The organism is Microcoleus sp. D3_18_C2 (assembly GCF_036702395.1).
Lineage (GTDB): Bacteria > Cyanobacteriota > Cyanobacteriia > Cyanobacteriales > Microcoleaceae > Microcoleus.
The window spans coordinates 87,128-102,685 of the sequence record NZ_JAUBTG010000003.1; the positions used below are offsets into that span (position 1 = coordinate 87,128).

A 15,558-nucleotide genomic window follows, 5' to 3' on the forward strand; every position below is an offset into this window, starting at 1 on the left:
CTGGATAAATGCGATCGGGTAGAAATGAAGCTGCGTTACAATAGAATAAAGTTAACTCAATCTAGGTAAATATGACAACTGCTGTTGAGATAGGAACGCTAATTGTCCGCACGCCGGGAACCTGTGGCGGCCGCCCGCGAATTGCAGGAACTAGAATTACGGTAGAGAATATTGCTATTGATTTTAATGCCGGGATGACTCCCCAGCAAATCATTGATGAAAGACCGCATTTGACTTTAGCACAAATTTATGCAGCACTCACTTACTATTACGCGAACAAGGAAGCAACGGACGCCGAAATAGCAGCTTACTACGAAGAGTATGACCGTTTGGAAGCAGAATATATGGCAGGTAAGCTATCGTGAGCCGAATTTGTTTATACATGGATGAGGATATTCTCCAACGCTCGCTGATACTCGCTCTGCGAACCTCTGGTGTAGACGTAATAACTACCTCGGACGCTAACAAGCTTAGCTGTTAAGATGAGGAACAACTGATCTGGGCAGCGGAGCAAGGGCGTGCCATATACAGTTTCAACACTAAAGATTTTTGTCGTTTGCACAGTACCTTTATTGCCCAAAATATCGGTCATGCTGGAATTATTATGGGAGTGCAACAGCGGTACTCGATTGGCGATCAGTTGCGGGTTTTTTTTAACTTGATTGCTGCTAAGTCAGCCGAAGAAATGATAAATCAATTGGTGTTTTTAGCTGAGTACATTAGATATGAATAAAAGCTTGAAATAACCGATTGCACCGGAAACTACCAGCCTCTTTAACTCCTTTGATATAGACTCAATCTAGCCACAGTCGCATCGACCTCTATCTCGCGGTCGATGCGATCGCCCTACAGCGTCCTCCTATACTGAAAACCAGCACTACTAATCGAAAAACCATCAAGGAGGAACAATGACAGAGGAATATTTAGCCGAACGAACAGTTTCAGCCGTATTTAAGGAAGAAGAACAATTAGACGGCGTAATTCGGCGGTTGCTCGATCGCGGAGTTTCCCGCGACCACATCTCAGTAATGGGAAAAAACTTTCAATCTAAAACTAAAATTGCCGGCTTTATTACTAAAAAAGATGTGATATTAGGCGGTCTGCGAAGCGGGGCGATTTTTGGTTCATTATTCGGTTCTTTTTTGGGTTTGCTAACAGGCGTCGGCGTGCTGTTTATTCCCTTTGTCGGTGCAGTAGTATCGGCGGGCCCGCTGGGTGCGGTACTGTTGGGTGCAGCTAGCGGCGCGATCGCAGGTTCGGCCGGTGCGGGTCTAGTTTCCGCTTTAGTCACCTTGGGAATGCCGGAAGACAAAGCAACTATCTATCAAACCCGCGTTGAAGCAGGCGAGTTTCTCGTGATGGCAGAAGTCGCCGCCGACCGATCGGGCGAATTTCAACTCTTGCTAGAAAGTGCAGGCGGCGAAGAAGTTTCAGTTAGCGAAATGACGCTGCCGCGCGCCGTCAAAGGTCGCTGCAATAGTCCGGCAGACTTATCTCCAGAAGTGCGATCGCACCTGTCGGAAGCTGCTCAAAAAACCTTTATGGAATCCTACAACGCCGCATTTGATGAAAGCAACGACTCGATACAAGCGGAACACACTGCTTGGGACGCCATTCACCAGCAGTACGAAGAAGATGAAAACGGCGTTTGGACTAAGCCTTTAGCGAAAGTCTAGTCTTGCAATCGCAGCAAACTAATAAAAAATACGATCGAGCCTCTAGAACTGCGGTTTTGGAGGCTTTGACGATTTTAGATTTTAGGTTTTAGATTGGTGCAAGACTTAATTAGATTAGGACTTAGGCATGGGGGGCCCAGAAACCGGGTTTTTTTACGAAAAGACGCGTTGGAACCCGTAGATTCGGTAAAAAACCCGGTTTCTTTGTCGGAGTGCCTCCAGGAGTGTATATTTTATATTTTATAATTGTGAAAAACTTAATTTTTAAGAATTTGGTAATGGCCGAAAGTCTCATTACTGTTTGAAATTGGTATTGCACTAGGTTGCGTTGTCCAGTACAATCTATAAGCTTGCAATATAAAATTGAGTTAAGCAAATGCAAAAATACGTTTGTACAGTTTGCAGTTACGTCTACGATCCAGAAGTAGGCGACCCCGACGGAGGCATAGCTCCCGGTACACCCTTTGAAGATATCCCCGACGATTGGGTTTGTCCCACTTGCGGGGCGGCAAAATCCGATTTTGAACCAGAATAAGCGAGAAAAAATTTGTCCGATCGAATGCTCAAAATTACAGTCATAGGTGGCGGTGCTGCTGGTTTTTTTAGTGCAATTACCTGTGCCAAAACCTACCCGCAGGCCCGCGTCACTTTACTAGAAGCTGGCCGGCAACTCCTGGCAAAAGTTCGCATCTCTGGTGGCGGGCGCTGCAACGTGACTCACGCTTGTTTTGACCCGGGTGTTTTAGTGCAGAATTACCCCAGAGGAGGGAAAGCTCTGCGCGGTGCTTTTACTCGATTTCAACCCCGCGATACTGTAGAATGGTTTGCAGGTCACGGTGTGAAGTTGAAAACCGAAGAAGACGGGCGAATGTTTCCCATCACCGACGATTCGGCGACAATTGTTAACTGTTTGATCCGCGCTGCTGAGGATGCAGGCGTAAAAATTCGCACCGGGGATGCAGTAGTTTCAGTAAAGAAGTTAACGGGCAACACCGCAGAGGGCAAACAGGGGGACACCGCCCCTAGGTTTGAAATTGAGTTGAAGTCGGGGGAGAGTTTAAAGTGCGATCGCATTCTTCTCGCTACAGGCAGCAATCCATCGGGTTATAAGTGGGCAAAAGAGTTGGGTAATACTGTAGAACTGCCCGTTCCTTCTCTATTTACTTTTAATATTTCCGATAGCAGAATCAAAGATTTAGCCGGAATTTCTGTTCCTAATGCTAAGGTGAAATTGCCGGGAGCTAAATTAGAACAAAGCGGGCCTTTGCTAATTACTCACTGGGGTTTAAGCGGGCCGGCTGTACTCAAACTTTCGGCTTGGGGTGCGAGATTTTTGCACGATCGCCATTATAAAACATCTGTACTGATTAATTGGCTTCCCCAGTACAATGCGGAAGTTTTGCGGCAGCAACTGCTAGCAGTTAAGTCCCAGTTGTCGCACCGATTGATTGTCTCTAGCTGTCCGTTTCCGGTGCCGCGCCGCCTCTGGGAACGCTTGACAAGTTCGATCGGCATTGATGAGCAAAAACGCTGGGCCGACTTATCGAATAAAATCCTCGATCGCCTCCTGCAAGAACTCGTTCAAGGCGAATATCAGGTTGCCGGAAAAGGCGCTTTTAAAGAAGAGTTCGTCACCTGCGGCGGTGTCAACCTCAAAGAAGTCGATTTTAAGACAATGGAAAGCCGCCGCTGTCCCGGACTTTTCTTTGCGGGCGAAATCTTGGATATCGACGGAGTGACGGGCGGTTTCAACTTCCAAAGTGCCTGGACTACGGCGTGGTTGGCCGGGAACGCGATCGGCAAACCATCCGATTTTAGATTTTAGATTGGGGAATACTTGCTTTGTAAAGGTTTGGGAGTTGCGATCGGCTCGCCTATATTAAATTTTGTGTTATTTTTGAATTAAGGCGCACCAAATGTGTGTCAACTTCAGCTTGTAGACAAAATTCGCCGTTTGGCGGACTTAACATTGGGTGAGATACATGAAAAACTTGAATCTAAAAACCCTAAAGTTCGATCGCAACCTTGAGGGCCATTTTGACTCACCTTTCATCGAAAAAAATGGCTTGCTGGAATTCAACCCCAAATTTATCACTCCCGAATTTTTAACAACCTGGACGTTTGAAACACACCTGTACGGCGAACAAGTTGCGATCGACCACTTTGTCCTCACATTCCCTAGCCGCACCGAACTAGAAAACTACGCCGAATCTTTTTACCCCTTCGGCGCCAAAATTGTCGAAGGCCCCGACTTGTTCCCGATTAACTTTTGTGCGGAAAACATTAACGTTCCCTCCGACTTGTGGCTGCATTTAATGACTTTATTAATGCCAGCGGGCGGCTTAGTAGTATTAGATGCGCCCCACGCAGCCGGCGACCAAAAAAACCGCTTTCAGCAAGAAAGAGGATTAGAAGCAGTTCACCACGTCGCGATTCGAGTCGAAAACGTGCAGAATGCTGCTAAAATATGGCAAAATAAAAACTTTAAACCGCTATCAGAGCGTCCTCTAGACTACGGCTCATTAACCCAGTGGTTTCTGCAAAACCCCGCCGGACAAATCATCGAATTAATAGAACGTCGCCCCGGCAACAACGCCACTTTCGACTGCCAAAATATATCTGGTTTGCGCCTTAGTGAAGTCGCCAGTCAGTAGGGCCGGCAAGATGCCTGCCCCACAATTAGCAATTACCAATTCTACATTACAAAATAAAATCTATGGTTGCAATAAAAATCCCTAAAGTCACTTTTCAACCCCCAACATTCAACTCAGTTGAAGAAGAACGCCGCCACCGAAAACAGCGTTTAGCCGCCGCATTCCGATTATTTGCCCGCTTCGGATTCAGCGAAGGAATTGCCGGACACATCACCGTCCGCGACCCCGAACACCTCGACCATTTCTGGGTCAATTCTTTTGGAATGCACTTTAGTTTAATTCGAGTCAGCGACCTAATTTTAGTCAACCACAAAGGCGAAGTTGTTGAAGGAAATAAACCCGTCAACGAAGCAGCATTTGCCATTCATTCCCAAGTGCACAGCGCCCGCCCCGACGTAATTGCAGCAGCCCACGCCCATTCTCCCTACGGCAAAAGTTGGTCGAGTTTGGGCCGCCTGCTTGACCCGCTGACGCAAGATGCTTGTTCGTTTTATGAAGACCAAGCTTTATTTGACGATTACACCGGAGTTGTTTTGGAAATCGAAGAAGCTAAACGCATCGCCAAAACTTTAGGTGAGAAAAAAGCCATTATCTTACAAAATCACGGACTGTTAACAGTAGGTCAAACAGTAGATGAAGCAGCTTGGTGGTTTATTGCAATGGAACGTTCTTGTCAAGCGCAGTTAATGGCAGAAGCAGCGGGAAAACCAATTCTCATCAAGCCTGAATGTGCGCGTTTGACACAGCAGCAAGTAGGGTCTCACCGCATGGGATGGTTTAGCTTTCAACCGCTTTATGACATGATAGTGCGTCGGGAACCTGACTTATTAGATTAGGAACTAGGCGGTGGAAACCGCTATTACACAAACACAGTCCGCCTGCGGCGAATAAAGAATGAAGGGGGTATTAAAGCCTGATTTAGTATCAGGAGTGCAAAAGTTATAAATTCATGCTGAAGCCGATTCCAACCAAGCTATCAAATCCTCTTGACTGGTAAAATCTAGCAATATTTCTCCTAAATCATCTAATTGTTCGATAGATAACTGCTGGATGCGAGTTTTAATTTCTGGTGGGATTTCGCCAGTGCGCCGCGCGACTTGACGCAGGATTAATGCTGTTTGCCCCTCAATTATGCCTTCTTGGCGACCTTCTTGCATCCCCTTAATAACAGCACCGCGTTGGTCTTCAAAGAACATTTCCCGCTTTTCTAATGATGCTAACTCGTCAAGGTTTAAGGTAGACCTGTTAGCAATGTTAAAAGCTGTTTGAATTTCGGGTACTGACGCCAATTTATCCGGTATTTCCTCCAGTTCAGGAGCATTTTTTATAAAATAAATCCAGCTTTGAATCAGATTTTCAACTTGTTCTAATTTTTTGTTAAACTTTGGTAGTTCAACAAAAACTAACTCTATTTCTCTATAATACTCGAAGTTTTCTTCGACTTCTTTAAATACAAAATGTGAGAGAAACTTTTCGGTATTTTCAAACAGGATAAAATCCGTAATTGTGAGAGCAATGAGAGGATTTAATTTTGAGTAGCCTTCTCTGCGTTTGAGTTGAGTGGCGTAGGTTTTGGCTGCATTATATATGACGCGCTTAGTAAAAGCTTCTACATTGATGACCTGCATTTCGATAATTACAGTTTTGTTGCCCGTAATTTTTGCTTTGACATCCAGGTAAGTGTCTTTTAATCCAGTAACGCTAGGCGCGGCGTAGGGATCGATGATTTCTAAGTCTTTAATTGTCGGCTCTGCGTTGTAGAGCATAGCATTGAGGAAGCTAATCAAAACTTCTTTGCTCTGGGGCGAAGCAAAGATTTTTTTGAAACCAAAATCTGTCTTAGGGTTGATGAAATTCATAATTGATAATTAGTAAATGGTGTTTCAATGTGATAATTATATCACAAAATTCCTTCCATTTCTAAATCTTCAATTATCTGCAATCCGCGCGGGTCGCCAACTCGCAAAAGTGAAGATTTAGCATCTTCCCGCACGCCCATATCTTCATCTTCTTCTAAAGCTTCAATTAGACCATCGATCGCCCCAGCGTACACTATATTATTCGGCAATTCTCGCGCCAGTTGCCCGATCGCCCAAGCGCAGTTGCTCCGCACAGCAGATACAGAATCTCCCCGCAGCGCTTCAATCAACGGCGGAATCGCCGCAATCACCACATAGTAACCAACTTTTGCCATTTGACCCAGAGAACTCGCCGCCCACAAACGCACCGCCGAAATATCAGTTTTCAGAGAATCAATTAAAGATGGCAAAGCGCGGTGGTCCCTGCAATTTCCCAAGGCCCAAACTACCCCTTTGCGAACGTAACCGTTCCAGTCGCGGTTAAGTTGAAGAATCAGTGGTTCCACAGCATCGGGACTCGGATTTCGCCCCAAAGCATAAGCCGCGCTTACCCGCACCAAGGGGCAACCGTCTCTCAATAAATTAATTAAATGCGAAATTGCTCGATCGTCCTGCAGTTCGCAAAAAGCCCGCGCCGCAATCATCCGGTGCTGAGGTTCCGGGGATGCAAGCATTGGCAGCATTTCATCGGGATCTGGCAGCGGGGGTTCGGATTCGTCAAAATGATCCAAAGGGCTTTCCAGTTCCGTGTCAGTATCAAGGGCGTTGGGGTAGTCGTTATTGTTCATAAAAAAACTTTACCGCACAGAGGATGCTCCTAAGCAACTCAGTCAGCAGTCAGCACTCAGCAGTCAATAATTGTAGGGGGCGCTTGTCAGCAACAGGCTTTCCGGCCTGTTCCACAACAGATAAATTTTCTTGTGGAACAGGCCGGAAAGCCTGTTCCTAAAAGGCTAATTGAGAATGGTGCAACATATGACTTACAACAAACAAATTCCTCTGCTGTCACCTAAGTTTGTAGTGAGGACTTCAGTCCTCATAATTGCTGTCACCTAAGTTTGTAGTGAGGACTTCAGTCCTCATAATTGGCATGAATCAGGACTTTAGCCCTGATTCCAAACCAGTAGAATTTATATTTCAAAGGGATTTGAGCATCGACAGGGAATGAGTTTGATAGCCTAATTTTTGATATAGATTCACCGCAGGCTGATTGCTCAGAAATACTTGCAAACCAATTTGCTGATCGCCCCTTTCCCGCGCCCAATTTTCAGCATGAATAACTAAAGCTGCACCGACTCCCAGACGGCGATGTTCCGGTGCTACGTACAGCAAAAAAATGTGAGCGTAGCGTTCTCCGGTGGTTTGGTCGATCGCATTTCCCAACCACAAACATCCGACAACCGATGTCAGATTTTGGGCTTGAGATTGGGGATTGAGATACTGCGAGGGCAGCGCCGGCAAAATTTCTGCCTCTTCCTGGGTGTTTTTCTGGCACTCTACCCACCAAACCGGCGTCTGGTTAGAAAAATACTGCTCGACAGTTTGAGCCAAATGTCCCAATTCCCCATCCGGGTAAAGCTCTCGGTAAGTCCGGTGCATAAACTTTACCAGTTTTGCTCGATCGAGTCCCGATCCCGATCGCAGCCCGTAGCCCGGTATCAGTTGAGCAGACATCAGCTCAGCGGACACGGAAAGCGGCATAATTTAGCCCCAAGAAAATTGGATTCACCACTGCCGCTTGCTTTTGGGGAATCGCTTCCTCAATCGGTGCCGGGGCAGCCATGTCACCAGGCAAAAAGATGCGAGCACTGACTGCTACCAGAGCCGCGAAAAATACTAATACCGCTATTAATGGAGCAATGTATTGACGAATGATACCCATAACCGCAAAAACTTAATTCTTGAGTTGATATTATCAAGTGTACCATACAAATCTGGTCAGCTATAATGGCTGCCATTGGACAATTAGCTCAAGAAGAGAGCGATCGCAAATACCAACAAACAGAAAATCTAATATTATGAGTGCCTCGCCTGCTGTTTATGAAGCTCTAGCTAAATCAATTGTTTTTTTGAATCAAAAGCCGAGCGCGCAAAATGAAGTTTCGACTTTCCTAGATACTAATGGCTACTATATCGATCGCATATTTGACGACCCCGAAACCAACTTTTATGCGATCGGGTTCGGTTCATCCAATCCCGAAAACCCGCCCGCCCTCGTATTTAAAGGTACAGACTTCATCGACGGCGACGCTATCTTTTCCGACTCGCGGGACATTGGTTTACCTGAATTTGAAAAAAACAAAGATAATATCCAAAATTGGCTCACAGAAATCGGTCAAAATACTGGTAAAAACCCCAACAAATTATTGCCCGATGTCATCGGACACAGTTGGGGCGGAGCAGTCGCTCAAATTGTAGCAACAGAATACACAACTCTGACCGGCGATATCTTTACTTTCAACTCTCCAGGAGTATCAGCGAGTACATTCACCAGTTTTCGGAGAAATCTCGGCAGAGTCGGCAACAAAAATGTCACTCACTACATTGTCAGCGGAGATTTCGTCAGCTTGTTTGGTGAAGCATTTATTCCGGGTAAAGTATTTATCCAAAGTTTTACCGATCCGAGTATTAATCCCTTAACTGTTTTGGCAAAACATCGAACTGAAAATTTGTTAACTAATCCGCCCGTGGGTTTTTTGCAGAGGCAAATTTCCGTAGAACAATTAAACAGTCCTGAATTTACTTATAACAACGATTCAGATTTTAACGAGTTTATCGCTGCCATGAATTTGGCCTTGCCCAATGTGTCAGTCGCCATCAGAAGCAGAGGCGGTGCAGAGAGTGTGAGAACCGCACCAGAATTTTCTTTTGTGCAGTTGATCAGACAAATGCAATACGGTTTAGCTCCCTTACAACCGAATTATTTATCAGGCGACGCTCGCAACAATACTGCTACGGGGGGCCCTGGAGAGGATACAGTTACCGGCAACGGCGGTAACGATACTCTCAGAGGCAATCGAGGTAATGACAGCATCATCGGTGGTGATGGCGACGATTTCTTGTACGGCGGCAGAGATAACGATTATTTGGAGGGGGGCGACGGAAATGATTTGGTTTCCGGCGAGTTGGGCAACGATTTTTTAATTGGTGGTGCGGGGCGCGATCGCTTTGTATTGGAACCCGGTGGCGGAGCAGATGTGATTGTAGATTTTCAAGATAGTGAAGATTTAATTACCCTGTCGCGGGGTCTAACTTTTCCTCAAGTTACAGTAACCCAAGGTGTTGACGGAGCTTTAATTAGTATCCCGATTACTGGGGAAATTCTTGCTACTCTCAGAGGCGTAGTTGCCAGCGATATTAGTCGGGTAGATTTTGTATAGTTTTAGGGCGAGCAAAATTTGTATTTGTGGTGGCGAGAAACCCGCATGGGTTTTGTATCGAGAGGTTTTTTTTGTTAAAAAATCTCAATTAATTTGCCCCTAAAAAGCCACTAAAAATGACCCATTAATATGGTTAATAAACGAAGTTTATAGTAAACTGAGTTAAGTAGCTTAAAAACTAATTCCCCATCAAACGACAGGAAATAAAAAAATATGCCCTCCTCCCCCGCCGCTTACGAAACTATAGCCAAGCAACTTGTTTACATAGATGACCAGCCCCAGTTTCAAACTTTAGTTCAAACAGGTTTGAGTGCTGCTGGCTACCAAATCGATCGCACCTTTGACGATCCCGGAACTGGATTTCACGCGATCGGCTTAATTTCCACCACCCCAGACAAACCGCCTGTTTTGGTAGTTCGCGGCACTGACTCGCCCGTAGACGATATTGCCAACGCAGACCCGCGGGGCGCAGGTTTCAACCAATTTGAAGCCAACAAACAAGCATTAGGAAATTGGCTGACACAAATCAGTCAAGATACAGCCAAAAACCCCAGCCGCTTGCCACCAGATGTTCTCGGACACAGCTTAGGCGGCGCCATAACGCAACTAGCCGCCACCGAATTTACATCTACTATCGGAGATGTTGTCACCTTCAATTCTCCCGGAGTTGCTCAGAGTACAGTCAATACATTCAAGCAGAAAGTCGGCCCAGGAAAAAATGTAACTCACTACATAGTTAGCGGCGATTTTGTGAGTTTGGGAGGAGAAGCTTTCCTACCGGGAAAAGTAGTTCTTCAAACATTTACTAACCCGATTATCAACCCGCTACTTGTCTTGGAAAAGCACACCCAAAACGGTTTGTTAACTTCTCCTCCTCCCGGCTTGACTCAGACAGAAATCTCTGTAGACCAGTTGAACCGCCCTGATTTCACTTTCACAGATTCAGATTATTTAGAACTGTTAGCTAGCTTAGACTTTGCACTGCCAACCTTAGCAACATCGCTGGAATCGCGCAGCAGTTTAGAACAATTAAGAACCACTCCGGGAAGCTCGTTTTTAACAAACGTTGTGGCAATGCAAACTGCTCTCGATGTCTCCAAAATTAACAATTTAGTAGGCGACGATGCCAACAATACAGCATCAGGTTTTGCAGCGGACGATATTATCACTGGCAATGGGGGAAACGACACTCTCAGCGGCAACAAAGGCAACGATATTATCAGCGGTGGCAGCGGCAACGACCTACTATTAGGTGGTAAAGGGGATGACAATTTGAGCGGTGGAGAAGGAGACGATACACTCATTGGCGCAGGGGGTGCGGATCTCTTAATCGGTGGCACTGGACGCGACGTATTGGTGTTAGGAGCAGGTGCCGGTACAGATACACTTATAGACTTTCAAAAGGGTCAAGATTTAATCGGTTTGAGCGGAGGTTTGAGCTTCAACCAATTGAGAGTTACTCCAGGCGATTTTATAACGACGATCGAAATTGCCAGTAACGGCGAAGTTCTTGCCAGTATTACTGGCATTCCAAGTAGTCCGCTAACAGCTAGCGATTTTATTGCGATTTAGTTGGCTGGCAATACAGATATTCGGTAGGGACACAACAATGTTGTGTCCTTATTTTATCTTATGAACGCAAGGGCACAGAATTTATACTCATTCCATGATTAAAAACATGAATATTCCTGTAGGGAGGGGTTGACCGAAATCTCTAAAAGTAGTGCAGACATTGGTAAACCCGACCCGCCCGAATCTTATAATTATAGCGATCGGACTTGATATTAATCGAAATCGTCCAGTCCAGGCCTGGGCATGGATGCTAATTTTTTCTCATCTTCTAGGGGCAGAAAGAAAATCGTCAGCATACCGGGAATCACAGCCAGCGCGCTCATCAAAAAATAATTTTGATAGCCGAGATTCGCCTGCAAGTAGCCGCTAAAAACTCCCGGAATCAGCACTCCTGCGGCCATAAAAGCCGTTGTAATTGCATAGTGAGATGCTTCGTATTCAGGGCGGACAGTCCGCATCAAGAACACTGTATAGGCAGCTACGCCAAGTCCGTATGTAAATTGCTCGATCGAGTTTACAGCATAAGCCCATTCAATCCCCGGTTGATTGATTGCCAACAGCCAATACAGCACGTTAGTCGAATTTTGCAGAATTGCCGTCGGCCACATCCATTTTTTCAATCCTTGTTTGGCAATCAAATAGCCGCCCAACAACCCTCCAATTAACAAAAACATTACCCCTAAAGTACCGGATAATAAGCCCATATCCGACGTGGAAACTGCTAATCCTCCTTTCTCAACTTTATCCATTAAAAATGGCGGAGCCATTTTAAACGTCAAGGCATCGCCCAAGCGAAAAATCAAGACGTAAGCCACAATCCAACCTATTTTATCTTGCTGGAAATAAGTTTTGAATGCTTCGATAAAGCTGGTTCTTTGTTGAGGAGTGTCGGATTCCAGATCGTAATTGCGAGGATAGGGAAGATACCACCGCTGAAAAAGATATATCAGCACAAACATAATCGCACAAATGCCAAAGGCTGTCGCCCATCCGTAGTTAAGCGCAGACACGCTAAAATCCGAACCGAAAAGTGACAGCGGAATGTTTTGATATATTTTGGTGTCGCCTGTATTTCCGGTGATTAAATGCTGTTCGGCCAGTTTCCCGGCTAAGAAAACCAATAAACCGCTACCGGCAATGACAGCACCTCTATAAGCGGTGTTGCGAACCCCGACAAATAGTGCTTGTTGGTCTTTATTGAGAGTGTTTAAATAAAATCCGTCAATGGCGATGTCGTGAGTAGCTGATACAAAGGCGATCGCGGTAAAGATAACAAGCGATATAATAATCGGTGCCGGCGTTAATACACCAAAAGCGAGGAAAGCAAACAGAAAAGCACAAATGATTTCGGTTGTTAAAATCCATTTGCGTTTGGTGGAATACAAATCAACAACTGGCCCCCACAAACCTTTTAAAACCCAAGGAAAAGACAACAGACTTGTCAATCCGATGATCTCGTTGCTGGTTCCCATACCTTTCAAAAAAATCACCGACATTAAATTAACGACGGTGTAAGGGAGACCTTGAGCGAAGTATAATACTGATACCCACAATCCAGCGTTATGCTTTTTTTCCATTGCAGAGATATTTTACCTAGTTACTTATTTGATTTACTGAGTGCGATCGACAATTCCGGTCAATTAAACCGCTTGCATCACAGTATATGCCATTCCGATGCCAGAGGCAGCCATATAAATAGTGTATTTTAGCATCATTCATACTCAAAACAATTTTTATTTTTGGAAGAAGCCTGCAAAAATTTTTCTTCGTTAAAATGAACGAGGTAAGCGCGAACATTCTTGTCCCAGTCAGAAGTGTCATAAGTTCGCAGCAATTCTAAAGTATTTTCTTCTATCTGATATGCAGTTTTTGGACTATTCACCGGACGTTCGGGACTGTCAGGATTAACAACAATTAAACCTGCATCTAGAAACTGATGCACAGTCTGGCGGCGCACAGTTTCCCGCGTATTTGGCGCATACTTTTTACCGTATTGCTGAGCCATAAATTCCATAATTGGTGTGATTCCCCGAAGTGGAGATTTTGCCAATTCCCAAGCATCCTTTGGCTTGAGGTCAAGCAAAGCCAGAAGGGTTAAGGCGGAACGTTCGTTAACCTGACCTTTTGGAAAACCCAGCGCTGCAAGTATTTCTAGAGATTCATCAATACGGTTCTTGATTGTCATTGGGCTATTTTCTAACGGATTGGTCGCCTTCAGCAGTTGTCTCTCGACAAGTTGATCAATCTCCCGCTGTGTAGGAAATATTTCTCCTATTTGAGCGCCAAGTAAAAGTAATTGCTCTAGATTAGGATACTTCAAATTGCGTAAATCCGTAGCATTAACTTGAGTGTGTCCGTTGAACAGTCGGAAAAACGCATCTACCAAACTCGAATTTAGATAAACGGCTAATCCCCGCGCCAGGGTGAGGTCTAATCCGCGTCCCTGTTGGTGAAAGTAATTCAAATGGTTCTCAAAACCAACGCTAGAACTATTAATTTTGGTGGCATCCCAGACAACTGCAACAATTCGCTTTTTCTCTTCCTTTGACGAGAAGCGCTTGCTCAAAACATAATGTTCGTTAGGTACGAGGAGTGCAGCAGTTTTTTCCGTGACAGCTAAAGCTTGATGCTTTCTCGTGGCTGTGGGATATTCAACACCGCCAGCCGAGAAGTGTGCGGGATAAATCAGCGGAACTGTACCGTTCTCAGGTTTTAGGCGCAAGTCAGAGCGAACACGAAAATCTACAACTTTTCCCGTAGAAACTGTTAAGCCTAATTCCTCTAGGGTGCAAGTAAATTGAGCCATTTGCTCGACTACTTGCTGGCTGACAGAATCCGGTAAAATCCGAATAAATTGCTCGGAATCATTGGGATTAATTAGGGCGGTATAGGGCAGTTGGTGAGACAAAATTAGGTCGTCGCCCACGCTGCTGCTTGAGGTAATTAGTACAGTATCTGGCTGTTCTATTTGTTTGGTGGCGCGCACAATAATAGTTTCTTGCAGCACCGCATCATCGCGAAATGGCAACTGTCGGGATTCAAAGATGTGTACTTGGCGTAAAGCCATCATTTGAAGGAATACTTTGCGGAAGTCTCGAAAGTATAAACCGTTGCAAAAGCTGCGGGGAGTAATCGATACTAATTCACCGTTTGGTTTGAGCAGGTGAGCAGCAGCAACTGTGAAGCCAGCGTAGAGATTGCTGGTTTCTAGTCCTATAGAACGCAGCAAGGTTCGGGCTTGGGATTTAGCGTCTATTTTGGCATAGGGAGGATTGATAATTGCATGGGTAAATTCCCGTTTGACTGGTTGTGTAAATAGATTGGGCTGCAACATATCGGCGCTGTCTTGAATAAAATCTATTTCGCGAATCTCACAGGTAAAAGATATCCCAAAATGCTGACATTCAATACTGCACAATTCTAAAGTTTGCTTGAGGTATTCAATCAGAATAAGGTCGATTTCATAAGCTGTAACGTGCAGGCTACGCGGTTTGTTGGGGCGCTGACAAAGCTCGCAAACAACGGCCGTTAATAGGGAACCAATTCCTGCGCCGGCATCTAAAAGCGATATATCGGGACAGTTAAATTCAAACATTCCCGCCATCAAACTTGCGACGGAGGAAGGTGTTAAAAATTGTCCCTTTTCTCCTCTCTGGCTTTGCTGCAACTTTCGGGTTGCTTCTTGGCGCCAGCCATCTACTCGATCGAGTAAATTGCTTGCTGTTGAGTAGCTGTTACCCGGAAGGGCTAGCGTTTGAAAGTGCGGTACTATCATTTGTTCAAAAAGTGCTCGCCAGTTCAGTTTATTTTCGCCAAAATAGGAATCTCTACGCTATCATAGTACCAGTTTACTCTCTTCCCATAACAGCAAAGGGCAGCCATGAGTCAAGAAAATTTTACATTTCTCCTTGATAGCGAAAAAAAAGAGGCGCTGAAGGCGATCGCTACTGTCACCGATCGCGATTTAACTTATGTTTTAAACGAAGCGATCGCTTCTTACCTAGACATCTATCAATGGCTGCTTGATGAGATTAACAAAGGCGTTGCCGAGGCCGAAGCTGGAGACTTTGCCAGCGATGATGAAGTCCAAGCAGTTTTTGTCAAATTGACCAATGAAAATTAAGTGGCTGCGACAAGCTTTGCGAAATCTAGAACAGGCTCACGCATATATTGTAAAAGACGATCCAGAGGCAGCAAGGCAATTAATTTTAAGGATTCAGGGTGCTGTAGGTCAACTCGCAGAGTTTCCTTTTATGGGTCGAGTTGGTCGCGTAGAATCTACTAGAGAACTTGTCATTTCCAATACCTCTTATCTCATCATCTATCGAGTAAAAGAAGAAAACGTAGAAATTCTCCGTATCCTTCACAGTTCAAGAAAGTATCCAGAAAATTAGGTGATGTTACCGATCGCGATTCT

Annotated in this window: 17 protein-coding genes; 11 read left to right on the forward strand and 6 right to left on the reverse strand. The window is 45.1% G+C overall.

Annotated features, from left to right (window positions below; translation table 11 throughout):
* Positions 1 to 71: 71 nt before the first annotated feature.
* The 7 genes from QUA88_RS03020 to QUA88_RS03050 all read left to right on the forward strand — a co-directional run bounded on the left by QUA88_RS03020 (position 72) and on the right by QUA88_RS03050 (position 5,166).
* Complete coding sequence (locus tag QUA88_RS03020; RefSeq protein WP_333052901.1) at positions 72 to 365, forward strand: DUF433 domain-containing protein; 294 nt, start codon at positions 72 to 74, stop codon at positions 363 to 365.
* A 191-nt stretch (positions 366 to 556) separates the two neighbouring features.
* Positions 557 to 733 (forward strand): hypothetical protein, encoded by a 177-nt coding sequence (locus QUA88_RS03025; protein WP_333052902.1) that lies wholly within the window; start codon positions 557 to 559, stop codon positions 731 to 733.
* A gap of 175 nt (positions 734 to 908) precedes the next feature.
* Positions 909 to 1,676 carry a ChaB family protein gene (locus tag QUA88_RS03030; RefSeq protein WP_333208639.1) on the forward strand — a complete coding sequence of 256 codons (768 nt, stop codon included), beginning with the start codon at positions 909 to 911 and terminating at the stop codon, positions 1,674 to 1,676.
* 376 nt (positions 1,677 to 2,052) lie between these two features.
* Positions 2,053 to 2,211, forward strand: a complete 159-nt coding sequence (gene rd / locus QUA88_RS03035; protein WP_333052904.1) for a rubredoxin — start codon at positions 2,053 to 2,055, stop codon at positions 2,209 to 2,211.
* Between the two features lie 24 nt (positions 2,212 to 2,235).
* Positions 2,236 to 3,501 carry an NAD(P)/FAD-dependent oxidoreductase gene (locus tag QUA88_RS03040; RefSeq protein ID WP_333052905.1) on the forward strand — a complete coding sequence of 422 codons (1,266 nt, stop codon included), beginning with the start codon at positions 2,236 to 2,238 and terminating at the stop codon, positions 3,499 to 3,501.
* 157 nt (positions 3,502 to 3,658) lie between these two features.
* Positions 3,659 to 4,330 (forward strand): hypothetical protein, encoded by a 672-nt coding sequence (locus QUA88_RS03045; protein WP_333208642.1) that lies wholly within the window; start codon positions 3,659 to 3,661, stop codon positions 4,328 to 4,330.
* A gap of 62 nt (positions 4,331 to 4,392) precedes the next feature.
* Entirely contained in the window at positions 4,393 to 5,166 is a 774-nt protein-coding gene (locus QUA88_RS03050; protein ID WP_333208643.1) for a class II aldolase/adducin family protein, read from the forward strand.
* 111 nt (positions 5,167 to 5,277) lie between these two features.
* Here QUA88_RS03050 and QUA88_RS03055 read toward each other — a convergent pair whose 3' ends face one another.
* From QUA88_RS03055 to QUA88_RS03070, 4 genes are all read right to left on the reverse strand, one after another.
* Entirely contained in the window at positions 5,278 to 6,189 is a 912-nt protein-coding gene (locus QUA88_RS03055; protein ID WP_333262853.1) for an Rpn family recombination-promoting nuclease/putative transposase, read from the reverse strand.
* A gap of 41 nt (positions 6,190 to 6,230) precedes the next feature.
* Positions 6,231 to 6,977: a HEAT repeat domain-containing protein gene (locus tag QUA88_RS03060; RefSeq protein ID WP_333208645.1), complete on the reverse strand. Its 747-nt coding sequence runs from the start codon at positions 6,975 to 6,977 to the stop codon at positions 6,231 to 6,233.
* A gap of 349 nt (positions 6,978 to 7,326) precedes the next feature.
* The gene (locus tag QUA88_RS03065) at positions 7,327 to 7,863 is read right to left on the reverse strand and encodes a GNAT family N-acetyltransferase (RefSeq protein ID WP_333052911.1); all 537 of its coding nucleotides are present in this window, start codon (positions 7,861 to 7,863) and stop codon (positions 7,327 to 7,329) included.
* Between the two features lie 4 nt (positions 7,864 to 7,867).
* Positions 7,868 to 8,071, reverse strand: coding sequence for a hypothetical protein (locus QUA88_RS03070; protein ID WP_333052912.1), 204 nt, complete (start codon positions 8,069 to 8,071; stop codon positions 7,868 to 7,870).
* Positions 8,072 to 8,207: 136 nt separating this feature from the next.
* Between QUA88_RS03070 and QUA88_RS03075 the strand changes: the two genes are divergently transcribed.
* Together QUA88_RS03075 and QUA88_RS03080 are read left to right on the forward strand one after the other, a co-directional pair.
* Positions 8,208 to 9,569 carry a calcium-binding protein gene (locus QUA88_RS03075; RefSeq protein ID WP_333052913.1) on the forward strand — a complete coding sequence of 454 codons (1,362 nt, stop codon included), beginning with the start codon at positions 8,208 to 8,210 and terminating at the stop codon, positions 9,567 to 9,569.
* A gap of 213 nt (positions 9,570 to 9,782) precedes the next feature.
* Entirely contained in the window at positions 9,783 to 11,141 is a 1,359-nt protein-coding gene (locus QUA88_RS03080) for a calcium-binding protein (protein WP_333270182.1), read from the forward strand.
* A 212-nt stretch (positions 11,142 to 11,353) separates the two neighbouring features.
* On the opposite strand, the gene QUA88_RS03085 is transcribed toward QUA88_RS03080, so the two are convergent.
* Positions 11,354 to 12,718, reverse strand: coding sequence for an MFS transporter (locus QUA88_RS03085; protein ID WP_333270184.1), 1,365 nt, complete (start codon positions 12,716 to 12,718; stop codon positions 11,354 to 11,356).
* A gap of 134 nt (positions 12,719 to 12,852) precedes the next feature.
* On the reverse strand, positions 12,853 to 14,916 hold the full coding sequence (locus tag QUA88_RS03090) for an Eco57I restriction-modification methylase domain-containing protein (protein WP_333270187.1): 2,064 nt from the start codon (positions 14,914 to 14,916) through the stop codon (positions 12,853 to 12,855).
* A gap of 105 nt (positions 14,917 to 15,021) precedes the next feature.
* Here QUA88_RS03090 and QUA88_RS03095 point away from each other — a divergent pair, with 105 nt between their 5' ends.
* Both QUA88_RS03095 and QUA88_RS03100 read left to right on the forward strand, forming a co-directional pair.
* On the forward strand, positions 15,022 to 15,264 hold the full coding sequence (locus QUA88_RS03095; protein WP_333208649.1) for a CopG family transcriptional regulator: 243 nt from the start codon (positions 15,022 to 15,024) through the stop codon (positions 15,262 to 15,264).
* Positions 15,254 to 15,535, forward strand: a complete 282-nt coding sequence (locus QUA88_RS03100; RefSeq protein ID WP_333146211.1) for a type II toxin-antitoxin system RelE/ParE family toxin — start codon at positions 15,254 to 15,256, stop codon at positions 15,533 to 15,535. The genes QUA88_RS03095 and QUA88_RS03100 overlap by 11 nt, the downstream gene beginning before the upstream one ends.
* Positions 15,536 to 15,558 lie beyond the last annotated feature (23 nt).